This is a genomic window from uncultured Tateyamaria sp. (genome assembly GCF_947497045.1).
Lineage (GTDB): Bacteria > Pseudomonadota > Alphaproteobacteria > Rhodobacterales > Rhodobacteraceae > Tateyamaria.
On record NZ_CANMEU010000006.1, the window covers coordinates 66,429 to 79,637 of the forward strand.

12 protein-coding genes are annotated in these 13,209 nt (G+C 63.4%); 6 read left to right on the forward strand and 6 right to left on the reverse strand.

The genetic code is table 11. The features are described 5' to 3' along the window. Nucleotides 1–22: 22 nt before the first annotated feature. From plsY to Q0859_RS13395, 4 genes are read right to left on the reverse strand one after another with little or no spacing between them, the layout of a single operon-like run. Nucleotides 23–637, reverse strand: a complete 615-nt coding sequence (gene plsY / locus Q0859_RS13380; protein WP_299151936.1) for a glycerol-3-phosphate 1-O-acyltransferase PlsY — start codon at nt 635–637, stop codon at nt 23–25. Further along, nucleotides 638–1,921 carry a dihydroorotase gene (pyrC, locus tag Q0859_RS13385; protein WP_299151937.1) on the reverse strand — a complete coding sequence of 428 codons (1,284 nt, stop codon included), beginning with the start codon at nt 1,919–1,921 and terminating at the stop codon, nt 638–640. Next, entirely contained in the window at nt 1,918–2,457 is a 540-nt protein-coding gene (locus Q0859_RS13390) for a hypothetical protein (RefSeq protein WP_299151938.1), read from the reverse strand. Before Q0859_RS13390 ends, pyrC begins: the two co-directional genes overlap by 4 nt. Continuing rightward, complete coding sequence (locus Q0859_RS13395) at nt 2,454–3,401, reverse strand: aspartate carbamoyltransferase catalytic subunit (protein ID WP_299151939.1); 948 nt, start codon at nt 3,399–3,401, stop codon at nt 2,454–2,456. Before Q0859_RS13395 ends, Q0859_RS13390 begins: the two co-directional genes overlap by 4 nt. Nucleotides 3,402–3,532: 131 nt before the next feature. On the opposite strand from Q0859_RS13395, the gene Q0859_RS13400 reads away from it, so the two are divergent. The 5 genes from Q0859_RS13400 to Q0859_RS13420 all read left to right on the forward strand — a co-directional run bounded on the left by Q0859_RS13400 (nt 3,533) and on the right by Q0859_RS13420 (nt 10,598). After that, nucleotides 3,533–4,297 carry a uracil-DNA glycosylase gene (locus Q0859_RS13400; protein WP_299151940.1) on the forward strand — a complete coding sequence of 255 codons (765 nt, stop codon included), beginning with the start codon at nt 3,533–3,535 and terminating at the stop codon, nt 4,295–4,297. Continuing rightward, the gene (locus tag Q0859_RS13405) at nt 4,290–4,898 is read left to right on the forward strand and encodes a LysE family translocator (protein WP_299152126.1); all 609 of its coding nucleotides are present in this window, start codon (nt 4,290–4,292) and stop codon (nt 4,896–4,898) included. The genes Q0859_RS13400 and Q0859_RS13405 overlap by 8 nt, the downstream gene beginning before the upstream one ends. Then, complete coding sequence (gene moaB / locus Q0859_RS13410; protein WP_299151942.1) at nt 4,895–5,437, forward strand: molybdenum cofactor biosynthesis protein B; 543 nt, start codon at nt 4,895–4,897, stop codon at nt 5,435–5,437. The genes Q0859_RS13405 and moaB overlap by 4 nt, the downstream gene beginning before the upstream one ends. Before the next feature lie 94 nt (nt 5,438–5,531). Further along, nucleotides 5,532–6,983, forward strand: a complete 1,452-nt coding sequence (locus Q0859_RS13415) for an HlyD family efflux transporter periplasmic adaptor subunit (RefSeq protein WP_299151943.1) — start codon at nt 5,532–5,534, stop codon at nt 6,981–6,983. Between the two features lie 3 nt (nt 6,984–6,986). Further along, on the forward strand, nt 6,987–10,598 hold the full coding sequence (locus Q0859_RS13420) for an efflux RND transporter permease subunit (RefSeq protein ID WP_299151944.1): 3,612 nt from the start codon (nt 6,987–6,989) through the stop codon (nt 10,596–10,598). A 6-nt stretch (nt 10,599–10,604) separates the two neighbouring features. Here the strand turns inward: Q0859_RS13420 and Q0859_RS13425 are convergent, their stop codons facing one another. Further along, nucleotides 10,605–11,417, reverse strand: a complete 813-nt coding sequence (locus Q0859_RS13425; protein ID WP_299151945.1) for a protein-disulfide reductase DsbD domain-containing protein — start codon at nt 11,415–11,417, stop codon at nt 10,605–10,607. A gap of 146 nt (nt 11,418–11,563) precedes the next feature. Here Q0859_RS13425 and Q0859_RS13430 point away from each other — a divergent pair, with 146 nt between their 5' ends. Further along, nucleotides 11,564–12,148: a YqgE/AlgH family protein gene (locus tag Q0859_RS13430; protein ID WP_299151947.1), complete on the forward strand. Its 585-nt coding sequence runs from the start codon at nt 11,564–11,566 to the stop codon at nt 12,146–12,148. 77 nt (nt 12,149–12,225) lie between these two features. Here the strand turns inward: Q0859_RS13430 and Q0859_RS13435 are convergent, their stop codons facing one another. Next, the gene (locus tag Q0859_RS13435) at nt 12,226–13,158 is read right to left on the reverse strand and encodes an L-threonylcarbamoyladenylate synthase (protein ID WP_299151949.1); all 933 of its coding nucleotides are present in this window, start codon (nt 13,156–13,158) and stop codon (nt 12,226–12,228) included. Nucleotides 13,159–13,209: the final 51 nt, after the last annotated feature.

The following is a 13,209-nucleotide window of genomic DNA, read 5'->3' on the forward strand; positions in this document are numbered from 1 at the left end:
GCAAGCCGTTGTGCAAAGCCGCTCAGTTGGATTTTGAACCGATCCTGGGCTCGGTCCCGGCGCGGATGCGTGCGATATTGGCCCGGTGGCGTAGAAAGATCAGCAGGGTCAAAAGGATGCCCATGATGATTGCATCGGGCCTGCCCAGAGACATCATAAGGAAGGTAGATGAGGCCGCCGCGACAAGCGCGCCCATCGACGACATTCGGCTCAGGGCTGCGCCCACCAGCCATGCCAGACAGGCACCAACCCCGATGGGCCAATGCAGCGCCAGAAGCAGACCGAGGAAGGTTGCAACCCCTTTGCCCCCCTTGAACGCCAGCCAGACCGGATAGCAGTGGCCAAGCATTGCGGCCAACCCGGCGATTTGGGCGGCATCCTCGACCCCCGTCATGGCCCGCGCCAGCAACAGGGCCACAGCCCCTTTGGCCGCATCCAGCACCAGCGTCAGTGCGGCGGCGGTCTTGTTGCCCGTGCGCAGGACGTTTGTGGCCCCGATATTTCCGGACCCGATGTCGCGCAAGTTGCCAAGGTTCATCACCCGGGCCAGCACCATGCCAAAGGGGATCGACCCCAAGCCATAACCAATCACCGCCCACAGGATCAGGGTGACCGCAGAAGAATCGAAGTAAGGCATTTAGGCTCTCTTATAGACAGAGTGACCGGCGACGAAGGTGTGCAACACTTTACCCTGCATCCGCGCCCCATCAAAGGGCGTGTTGCGCGATTTCGACTGGAGTGTGGCACGATCCATCACAAAGGGTGCGTGAGGGTCAAACAGCACCAGATCCGCAGGGGCCCCGATGGCGAGCCGCCCACAGGGCAGATCCAACCGTTTGGCCGGGTTCAGCGACATGGCCCGCCAGAGCGTCGGCAGATCAACATGATCGCTGTGAAACAGGCGCATGGCGGCGGGCAATAGGGTTTCCAGCGCAACCGCGCCCGACGCGGCGGCCTCAAAGGGCAGGCGCTTGCTTTCCTCATCCTGCGGTGTGTGCATCGATGATATCACGTCGATCAATCCGCTGTGGACGGCTTCGGCCATGGCAAGCCGGTCGTCCTCGTCCCGCAGGGGCGGTTTGATTTTGAAGAAGGTGCGGTAGTCGGCCACGTCCAGCGCATTAAGCGTGAGGTGGTGGATGGACGTGCCTGCGGTGATGTCGAACCCGTTTTGTTTGGCGCGTTCCAGCGGGGGCAGGGCGCGGGCAGTCGTGATCTGGTCGGCGTGATAGCGCGCGCCGGTCAGCTCGATCATCGCGATGTCGCGGTCCAGACCCATGCGTTCGGCCATGGGCGAGACGGCCGGCAGGCCGCGCAGGCTCGCGAATTTGCCGGATGTGGCCGCAGCCCCCGCCGAGAGGCCCGGATCCTGAGGATGCCCCAGCACCAGCGCGCCAAGCGAGCGCGCGTAGGAAAGCGCGCGCCCGAACACCTTGGTGTCGCTCACCACGTTGTCGCAATCGGTAAAGGCGACGGCCCCTGCATCAAGCAGAAAGCCGATCTCTGTCATTTCGCGCCCCTGTCGCCCTTTGGTCAGTGCGGCCATGGGCAACACGTTGACGGGCGCTGCTTCGCGTGCGCGGCGGATCACGAATTCCAGCGTTTCGGGGTTGTCGATGGCGGGGTCCGTGTCAGGACGTGTGACCATCGTGGTGACGCCGCCCGCGGCGGCAGCAAGCCCGGCTGAACCAAAGCTTTCCTTGTGCCGCTCGCCCGGTTCGCAGACTTTCACGCCCAGATCGACAAGGCCGGGGGCCAAGTGTTTCCTGTCGCAGTCCACAGTCTCTCTGGCCTGTGGGTGGGGCGTATCGTCCGTGATAATAGCCGAAATCCTGCCGTCCGTGACGCCGAGCGCCCCGGTGATGACAGTGCCACCTTCGGGGTCGACCAGCTTGGCATTGGTGAAAAGCGTGTCAATCATCCGGCGATCCAAATCATGGCCCATGTGAACAGACCCAACAGGATCAGCACAACGGTCGCGATGCGGCCTGACATGGCGGCATCCGATGGTTTCTTTTTTGTCGTGCCTTGCGGGGCGGAGTAGGGCTTGGCTGCCTCTGAGGTGACCGTTTCGGTCACGCTCCAGTCCGTGCGGACCTCGCCATAGGTGCCGATCAGTGTCAGCGCAGGATCGGGCGTCAGCGTGGTGGCGGTGCCCCCAAAGGCGCGGGAAAAGACGATCAGGACCCACCCGCCCAAGCGGTCGATCTTGGCGCGGTCGGGCGCGATCTGATCCTGGGGAACGGCATTGCCTTCGATCAGGTATCCGGCGAGGCCGACCCCTTCGAGGTCCGAGAGTGGAAAGATTTCGACCTGTTCGGCGTCGACATCGGCCCCGAGGGCCGTGTTGATCGTGCCCGGATTGTCCTTGAGGGCGTGAGCCTCCGTATCTGTCATCGACAGGGCGAAGACCCGGATCACACCGACTTCATGCGCGGGGATGGTGATGGGTGTCATGCCGCCCCCCCTTGCAGCGCGCGCTGGTTGCGGGCCAGCAAATCCATCGCCGCCATGCGCACGGCCACGCCCATTTCCACCTGATCCTGAATGACGGAGCGGTTGATGTCGTCGGCCAATGTGCCGTCGATCTCGACACCCCGGTTCATCGGGCCGGGATGCATCACGATGGCGTCGGGCTTGGCATAGGCCAGCTTGGCCGCGTCCAGCCCGTAGCGGTGATAATATTCGCGGCTTGACGGGATGAACCCGCCATCCATCCGCTCGCGTTGCAGGCGCAGCATCATCACCACATCGACGTCCTTGAGGCCCTCGGCCATGTCATCGAACACTTCCACACCGAACTCGGAAATCCCCGACGGCATCAGCGTGGGCGGCGCGATCAGGCGGATCCGGTTCTCCATCTTGCCCAGAAGGATGATGTTGGAGCGCGCAACGCGCGAATGCGCAATGTCGCCGCAGATCGCGATGTTGAGCCGATGCAGCCGCCCTTTGGCACGCCGGATGGTGAGCGCATCAAGTAACGCTTGGGTCGGATGTTCGTGCCGCCCGTCGCCCGCGTTCAGCACGGCACAGTTGACCTTCTGCGCCAGCAGATCGACTGCGCCGGAATGGGGATGGCGCACCACCAGCAGGTCGGGGTGCATCGCGTTCAGCGTCATGGCTGTGTCGATCAGGGTCTCGCCCTTGGTGATCGAACTGGCCTGCATGGCCATGTTCATCACGTCCGCCCCAAGGCGCTTGCCGGCCAGCTCGAAACTGGCCTGCGTGCGGGTCGAGTTTTCAAAGAACATGTTGATCTGGGTCAGTCCGGCCAGTGCGTCGCCATGCTTTTGCGTTGCACGGTTCAGGGTCACATAGTCTTCGGCCAGATCAAGCAGTGTCGTGATCTCGTCCTGGCGCAGGTGTTCGATGCCCAGAAGGTGGCGATGGGTGAAGGTCATGGTGATCCTTTGGCGCGTCTGGCGCGCTTATAGGCGGTGCGGGGTGGGCGCGGCAAGCGGTCGGATTTGCATATTTATCTGAACAATGAAGAGGCATTTTGGTTTCTGTTTGCACGGGATAGGCTGAGGGCATGGAATCGGCTGAATATCATAGCGCGTTGGCGGCCCTGTCCTGGCAGATTGAGCTGGGCGTGGACGAGTGCATCGCCGACGCACCCTTGGACCGCTATGATGTGCCTGCGGCAGTGCCGAAACCGGCCACCCCGGTTGTTGCGCCTTTGGTGGCCCCGGCGGTCGTTGAGGGCCCTGATCCGGTCGCCGCGGCCCAGGCGGCGGCGGATGCGGCGCAGGATCTGGATGGCTTGCGCGCAGCCCTTGCCACCTATGAGCATTGCGAGTTGAAGCTGGGCGCGCGCAATCTGGTGTTTTCGGATGGCACCCCCGGTGCGCGCGTGATGATTGTCGGTGAGGCTCCGGGCCGTGATGAGGACCGCGAGGGGCGTCCATTCGTGGGCCGCGCCGGGCAGTTGCTGGACAAAATGCTGGCCGCCATCGATCTGAGCCGCGAAAGCTCGGTTTACATCACCAATGTGCTGCCATGGCGTCCGCCCCAGAACCGGGACCCCAAACCCGAAGAGATTGCGATGATGCAGCCCTTCCTGCACCGCCATATCGCGCTTGCAAATCCGGATGTGCTGATGATTGTGGGCAATCATTCCTGTCAGGCCTTGCTGGGCGAGCGGGGGATCACCCGGCTGCGGGGCGACTGGACCGAGGCCTCGGGCAGGCCCGCGATCCCGATGTTTCACCCCGCTTACCTGCTGCGTAATCCGGCGGCCAAACGCGAGGCGTGGGCGGATCTGCTGAGCCTCAAGGCGCGGTTGCGTGATCGTTGATCCCATCCTGTTGCTGGCCTTCGTGCCTGCGGGCCTCGCGCTGAACCTGACGCCGGGGGCGGACATGATGTTCTGTCTGGGGCAGGGGGTGCGGTCAGGGCCGCGCGCCGCATTGGCGGCAAGTGCGGGCATTTCGCTTGGCGCGTTTGTGCATACTGCGCTTGCGGGTCTGGGACTTGGCGCGGTTGTGGCCACACTGCCTTGGGCGTTTGAGGTGATCCGGTGGGTTGGCGTGGCCTATCTGCTGTGGCTGGCGGTGCAGACCTTGCGCAATACAGCGCGCGCGGATGTGCCTGAGACCACGCCGCGCCGGGCCTTTCGCGCCGGGTTATTCGTAAACCTCACCAACCCCAAAGTGATCCTGTTTGTTCTGGCCTTTGTGCCGCAATTCGTGGACCCGACCGCCGGACCGGTCCTTGGCCAATTCCTGATCTTTGGCGCAATGCTGGCTTTGGGCGGGTTCGTGATCAACGGCGCAGTGGGCGTCTTTGCAGGTGGCATCGGTCAACAGCTTGCGCGCGGCAGCCGGGTGTTGGATTGGATTTCGGCCAGCGTGTTTGCGGCCCTGGCCGTACGTTTGGCAGTATTGGAGCGGACATGAGCCGGATTGACGAAGACCTTGATTTCATTGCTATTCGGATTGCCGTTCTCACGGTGAGCGATACCCGCAATCTGAGCGAGGACCGCTCGGGTGATGTGCTGGTGGGCCGGATCGGGCAGGCCGGGCACATGCTGGCGGATCGCAAGATCCTGCCTGATGAGCGCGCCCAGATCGCGGATCAGTTGCGCATGTGGTGTGATGACCCTGAGATCGACGTGGTGATTTCGACCGGCGGCACGGGCCTCACGGGGCGGGATGTGACGGTCGAGGCACACCGCGATGTCTATGAAAAAGAGATCGACGCCTTCGGCACCGTCTTTACCATCGTGTCGATGCAAAAGATCGGCACAAGTGCGGTGCAAAGCCGCGCCACAGGTGGCGTGCGCAACGGCACCTATCTGTTCGCGCTGCCCGGCAGTCCGGGGGCGTGCAAGGACGCATGGGACGACATCCTGGGCCGCCAGCTCGATTATCGCCACCGCCCCTGCAATTTTGTCGAAATATTACCGCGCCTCGACGAACATCAGCGACGGAAATAGGGTATGTGCCCGTAACAGTATTGTTGTTTGGTATTCTGCGCCAGTGGTCTACCTTATAGTGTGCTGCGATCCTGCGGGCTAAAGGCGTGAAAAGATGCGATTTTTGAGGCAGAGTCTGATCGGACTGGTGCTTGTGGCGCTCAGCCTCGGGTTGCTTGTCTATGCCGGACAGATCGTGGGGGCGGCGTTGCAGACCCGGCTTACACAGGACTCCAAGGCCCCTCCGGCGCGTGAACGGGTGTTTGCAGTGGGCGTTGTGCGCGCTACGCCCGACACCGTTATCCCGGTCTTGGAAAGCTTTGGAGAGATCGAAAGCCGCCGCCGCCTTGAATTGCGCGCAGCGGCATCAGGCCGGGTGATTGAACTGGCCGAGGGCTTTGAGGATGGAGGGGACGTGCGTGAAGGGCAGGTGCTTGTGCGCATCAATCCGGCAGATGCCCAGGCCGCACTTGACCGCGCTGATGCAGACCTGATGGATGCCGAAGCCGAGCTGCGCGATGCCGAACGCACGCTTGCCCTGTCGCGTGACGAAGAGACCGCGGCGCAGGAACAGGCGGACCTGCAACAGCGCGCCTATGAGCGGCAAGTCGATCTGGCTGACCGGGGTGTGGGCACCGCAGCAGCGGTCGAAGCCGCCGAACTGGCCGCCGCATCGGCGCGTCAATCGGTGTTGTCGCGCCGCCAATCCGTGACAGCGGCGGCTGCGCGCATTGACCAGGGCAACACGCGGCTGGCACGCGCCCGCATTGCATTGTCCGAGGCCGAGCGTGCCTTGAATGACACCACGCTCATTGCACCCTTTGACGGTACGTTGAGCGAGACCGATGTGGTCGCCGGTCGCCTCGCATCCGCCAATGAAAAGCTGGCCGTGTTGATCGATGCCCAGGCCCTTGAGGTCGCATTCCGCGTCTCGACCGCGCAATATACGCGGCTGCTGGATGCTGACGGCGCGGTGACCCCGGCCCCGGTCACGGTCACGCTGGATGTGGCGGGCATTGATCTTTCGGCCAGTGGCGTGATCAGCCGCGCCAGTGCGGGGGGTGAGATGCAGACCGGGCGTCTGATCTTTGCCCGTCTCGACACCGCGCGCGGGTTCAAGCCGGGTGATTTCGTGACCGTCTCGGTGCAGGAACCCCCGCTGGAAGATGTGGTGCGCCTGCCTGCGTCGGCCATTGATGCCAACAACACGGTGCTGGTCCTGGGTGAAGATGATCGGCTGGAATCCATCAAGGTTCGCCTGATGCGCCGTCAGGGTGATGACATTCTGGTGCGCAGCCCCGACCTTGTGGGCCGCGATGTGGTCGAGGCACGTTCGCCCTTGCTGGGTGCAGGCATTTCGGTCCGCCCTTTGCGCGCTGATCAGGCGATGGCAACGGAGCCGGAGATGCTGGAACTCAGCGCCGAACGCCGAGCCCGCCTTGTCGCTTTTGTCGAGGGCAACACCCGCATGCCGGCCGAGGCCAAGGCCCGCACTCTTGCCCAGCTTAGTGAGGACCGCGTGCCCGCCCAGATGGTCGAGCGGATTGAAAGCCGGATGGGGGGCTAGAGCATGGCGCGCGCAATCCCCAAAACGGCAGGTGGTATCCTCAGCTATTTCGTGCGTCACCGGACGGTTGCCAACCTGCTGCTGCTGGTCATGGTTGTGGCGGGTGTCGTGGCCATCCCCAACATGCGTGCGCAGTTCTTTCCCGATGTGATCATCGATAACGTGACTGTCTCCGTTCAGTGGGACGGGGCAGGGGCCGAGGATGTCGATGCGGGCATCGTGCAGGTACTTGAGCCGGGGCTTTTGGCTGTTGAAGGGGTCGAATCCTCCTCTGCCACCTCGCGCGAGGGCACGGGGTCGATCACGCTCGAATTTGAGCCGAACTGGGATATGGGCCGGGCGGCAGATGATGTGCAAACGGCGGTTGACGCGGTTACGACCCTGCCCGAGGAGGCCGAAGAGCCCACGGTGCGTCGCGGCGCGTGGCGCGACCGGGTGACGGATGTGGTGATCACGGGTCCTGTCGATCCCCAACAACTTGGCCTGTTTGCGGACGAGCTGGTTGTGCGCCTCTTTGCCGAAGGGGTCACGCGGACCACCATTCGCGGTGTCGCAGCGCCCCAGATTATGATCGAGGTGCCCTCGCTCGCGCTGATCGCAAATGACGTGACTATGGCCGAGATCGCAACAGCCATCGCCGCCGAGGTTGACACGGACCCCGCAGGGGATGTGACCGGGGCCAATGCGCGCGTGCGCACCGGCACCCAAAAGCGCACCCCCGAGGCGATCGGGGGGATCGTACTGCGCTCGAACCCGGACGGGTCCAAGTTGCGCATTCGCGACGTGGCGGGGGTCGAACAGTTGGGGGCTGCGCGCAATCGCAGTTATTTCGTGGGTGACAATCCCGCTGTCTCAATCCGGGTGGACCGCTCGAACCGGGGGGATGCCATTGCTGTACAGGCGCAGGTCGAGGATGTAGCGGCCGCGTTGCAATCGACCCTGCCCCCGTCCGTCTCGGTCGAGTTGATCCGCACTCGGGCCGAAGCGATTTCAGCGCGCCTCAACATCCTGATCGACAATGCGATGGTGGGGCTGACGTTGGTCGTGAGCCTGCTGTTCCTGTTTCTGAATGCGCGCACGGCCTTGTGGGTCGCCGCTGGTATTCCGGTTGCGCTGATGGCCGCGATTGCGCTGATGTATGTGGGCGGGTTGACGATCAACATGGTGTCGCTGTTTGGGTTGATCATCACCCTTGGGATCGTGGTGGATGACGCGATTGTGGTGGGTGAACATGCCGACCATCGCTACCGCGCCTATGGCGAGCCGCCTTTGGTAGCGGCAGAAAACGCGGCCCGACGCATGGCGATGCCGGTCTTTGCCGCGACGCTCACGACAGTGATTGCATTCTTCGGACTTGTGGCTGTGGGCGGGCGGTTTGGTGATCTGATCCGCGATATTCCTTTCACGGTCATCGTGGTGCTGATCGCCTCGCTGATCGAATGTTTCCTGATACTGCCGCACCATATGGGCCACGCCCTTGCCGCGTCGGATCGCCAACGCTTCAGCCAGGTCAAGCTGGGCCTTGCGGTGGTCAGCATCGCGGTGCTGATGGCGGTGATTTCGGGCGCGCTTGCCTATGTGTTGCTGCCCGGCGTGATGGAGGGTTCGGGCGATGCCGTCCCTTACCTGGCCCTCGGTCCGCTGGTGGCGGCGGCACTGTTCCTGCTCTCGCCCCGCGCGCGTAAAACCGAGTGGGTGGCGGCGATGGGCCTGCGTGGCCTCGATACCCCGTCCTTCATCGTCAATCGCGGTTTCGAGTGGATGCGCGAACGGGTCTTCCGCCCCTTCATGGCCGGTGTGATCATGGCGCGCTATGCGGTGTTGGCAGGTGTCTGTGTGGTCCTTGCCTCTCAGGTTGCCCTGTTCATCGAGGGCGACGTGCGCTGGCGGTTCTTCAATGCGCCCGAACGTGGCTCGGTCACCGGCAACTTCGTGATGGTCGAGGGGGCGAGCCGCGCCGACACGCTTGAGATGATGCGCGAGATGCAGCGCGCGACCAAAGCACTTGGGGCGGAATATGAGGCCGAACACGGGCGCAATCCCATCGACTATGTGATCGCCGAGATCGGGGGCAATGCGGGGCGCGGGCTGGCGGGGACCGACAGCAAGGATCCTGATCTTTTGGGCGGCATTTCCATCGAATTGATCGACGCCGATCTGCGCCCCTATTCGTCGTTTGCCTTTGTGGCCGCCCTGCAGGATGCGGTGATCCACCACCCGCTGGTGGAAACGGTCAGCTTTCGCGGCTGGCGCTCCGGGCCCGGGGGCGATGCGCTGGACGTCGAGTTCTTTGGCGCGGAGACTGACACCCTCAAGGCTGCCTCCGAAGACCTCAAACGCGCGTTGCTCCAATACGCCGAGGTCAGCGCGGTCGAGGACAATCTGGCCTATGACAAAGAGGAACTCATCCTTGATCTGACCCCCCAGGGCCAGGCTCTTGGGTTCACCATCGACACGCTTGGCCGGGCCCTGCGCGACCGGCTGAACGGGATCGAGGCGGCGACCTATCCTGACGGTCCACGCAGCGCGGAAATCCGGGTCGAGTTGCCTAAGAACGAGTTGACGGCTGACTTTCTGGATCGCACCCAGATGCGCACGCCCGAGGGCACTTATGTGCCGCTTGCGGACATTGTCAGTGTTGAGCGGCGCACCGGGTTTTCGACCGTGCGGCGCGAAAACGGGGTGCGGCTGATTTCGGTTACGGGTGATATTTCCGAAGATGACGCCACGCGTGCCGCCGAAATCAACACGGCATTGGCCGAAGATATCCTGCCCACCATCGCATCCGAGCGGCAGGTGGAGTATCGTCAATCGGGCCTGAACGAACAGGAAGACGAATTTCTGAGCGATGCCTTAACCGGGTTGATCCTGTGTCTGGCAGGGATTTATCTGGTCCTGTCATGGGTGTTTTCCAGTTGGACCCGGCCCATCGTCGTGATGGCCATCATTCCGTTCGGGCTGGTGGGCACGATCTATGGGCACGCGCTGTGGGATATCCCGCTGAGCATGTTCACTGTTGTGGGGCTGTTGGGGATGACAGGGATTATCATCAACGATTCCATTGTGTTGGTGACTACGATTGATGACTATGCCACCGAACGGGGGCTGGTGCCGTCCATTATTGATGGCGCGGCGGATCGGCTGCGGCCCGTGATTCTGACCACGTTGACGACTGTGCTGGGCATGGCACCGCTGCTTTATGAAACCTCGCAGCAGGCGCAGTTCCTCAAGCCCACGATTGTGACGCTGGTCTATGGGCTGGGGTTCGGGATGGTGCTGGTGTTGCTTGTCGTGCCGGCCCTTGTCGCGGTGCAACATGACGTGGGCCGTCAGGTGCGTGCCATGCGTCGTGGGTTGTGTGCGCCTGCGGGCGTGGTGCGGTGGGGGTTCATCGGCCTATGGGCCGTGGTGCTGGCCTGGTTTGGCGTGACAATGGGCCATGCGCTGATTTGGGGGAGCTTGCCGGATGCCATCCTTGGCGCAGTTCCGCAATTGGCGGGCAGCGGCGGCATGTCAGGTGCACTTGCGGTGTTTTCCGCTGGTGTTCTGATCGTGGGGTTTGTGGCTTATGTGCTGAGCGCGATTGGCTTTGCCCTGATGCGCCGGGCCTCCTAGCGCTGCTTACCCTGCGGTGCAGCCGCGCACGTCCACTGCATAGTCGCCACCCAGAATAGTGATCCGCACGTCCGAACGGTTCAGCGCAAAGGCCCCACCATCGGGGTGGATCATCTCGCTGATGGCCACGACGGTGTCGCCTTGACGCGTGGTGCGTGCTTCGCTGATCCACAAGCCCGGTGTGCCGGTTTCGATGACTGCGACCTCGGTGCCGCCGGTATGGGGCAGGGTCACATGGGCCTCAAGCTCCATGCCGAGATCGGTGGGGCGCAGGCTGCATGTGGCGGCGCGTACGCCTGCCTCGTCCGCGCTGTAGGGCGCATCGGCGAGGGCTGCGACAATGGCCGGGGTCGGGCTGGGATCGGGCGCATCCAGTGTCGCATCCAATTTGAACTGATGGGGCACGCAGACTTCGGCGCAGACCCCGATGGACACGGTGCTGCGCAAGCGGATCGGTTTGCTGTTTGTGCTTGGGGTCAGATACATCGGAATGATCACCTGATCCGAGTACCCGATAGAGCGCAGACCGTTTTGCTTATGCACCTTTGGGGTGGGCCAGGAGATCGAGACGGCCTCAAGGTTGCGTGCGCGGCTCCAGTCGAAATGGGGTGGAATGCCCGCATCGCCCGGCGCGCGCCAATAGGTTTTCCATCCCGGCGCAAGGGTTAGCTGCACGGCAGCGATGCGCCGCCCATCGGGCAGGTTCCAGCCCTGAAGCACGTCGGCCTTGAGCACATTGTCAAATTGCCCCTGGGCAAGGGCGGGGAAGGCTGTGGCGCACAGGACCAGAGCCGCGGCAGGGATCAAAGCGCGTTTCATGGCCCCTACATGGCCTTGCGCGCGATGAAATCCAAGTCACGATCCGGTGGGGCGTGCGTGGGCGTGCCTTTGCCGGTGCATGCCTCAGCCCTTGTCGGGCGGGTGACAGGGTTGCATGGTAACGGCTGATAGCAACAGGATGGCCCATGCAGGACCCCGATGACCTCGACCAGATCCTTGATCTGACCGGAACGCTATTGATTGCGATGCCGGGCATGGGTGATCCGCGCTTTGATCGGTCGGTCGTGTTCATGTGCGCCCATTCGGACGAGGGCGCGATGGGGCTGATCGTGAACAAACCGGCCCATGATATGGATGTGGGGGCGTTGATGGCGCAGCTGGATATCAATCCTCGGACCCGCGCGGCGAAATTGCCGGTCCATTTCGGGGGGCCGGTCGAGACGACGCGCGGCTTCGTGCTGCACACGGATGATTACCGCTCGCGCCTCCAGACGCTGAGCATTGCAGGTGGGTTCGGGATGACGGCGACGCTGGATGTGCTTGAGGACCTCGCGGCCGGAGAGGGGCCTGACCGTGCCTTGGTCATGCTGGGCTATGCCGGGTGGGGGCCCGGACAGCTTGAGGCAGAGATTGCCGAAAATGGCTGGCTGACAGTGGATGCGCATGCCGATCTTGTGTTTGGCACCGGCGACGGTGGCAAATGGATAGGGGCGCTGAAAACGCTTGGAATCGACCCGTTGGGACTATCCGGCGCGGCGGGGCGTGCCTGACGGGGCGCAGGACACCTGCGCCTTACGCTGCCATGCCATGCCGTAAGGCGCAGGTGTCCTGCGCCTGGGTCATCCCGTCAGCGCGGTGCGGCGGCGCGTGTCAGTCGGTCATTGATTGCCCGGCCCAGCCCTGTGTTCGGGATCGGGGCGGCGGCGATGGGCTGTCCCAGTGCATTCAGCCGGTGCAGGTGGTCAAACAGATGTGCTGCGGCCTCGACCAGATCGCCACTGACCGAAAGGTTCAGATCGGACTCCATCGGGCCAAAGCCCAACAGGACTTCGCCGGGGTGCGCGCGGTTTGCGTTCAATCTGACACTCGCGTCTGGCGCGTAGTGCGACGCCAGCTGACCGGGGGCTGTGATGGTGTCGACCCGCTTGGCCAAAGGCCCGATGATCGCCTCGATCTGTTCGACTGCGATGCCGCCGGGGCGCAAGAGGGCCGGGGGTATGCCTCCGATGATTGTGGATTCGAGGCCCACCGGGCAGCCCCCCCCATCCACCACCGCGTCGATCACCCCGGACAAATCGGCCAGCACATGAACGGCTGTTGTCGGGCTGATCCGTCCTGACAGGTTGGCTGAGGGGGCCGCAACGGGTCCACCAAAGCGCCGCAGGATTTGTTGGGCAAGGGGGTGTGCGGGAACCCGGATCGCTACGGTCCCCAAGTCCGCCGTGACCAGAGGGGACAACCCGTGCCCCATGGCCAAAGGCAATACCAGCGTCAATGCACCGGGCCAGAATGCAGCGGCCAGCTGCAACGCCATATCGTCGAACTGCGCAAACCTGCGTGCTGCGTCAATGTCAGGCACATGCACGATCAGCGGGTTGAAGCTCGGCCGGCCCTTGGCCGCGAATATCTGCGCCACCGCCCGCCCGTTGCGCGCATCGCCTCCCAGCCCATAGACCGTTTCGGTCGGGAACCCCACCAGCCCACCGCGCGCCAGCACCTTTGCGGCGGCCGCGATCCCCTCTGCATCGGGGGGCAGGGTCCGGGTGTCGATCGTGTTCATCTCTTGGGCATATCTGTCGAGGCGACCTTGTTGTGACGCGGCGTTTGAGTT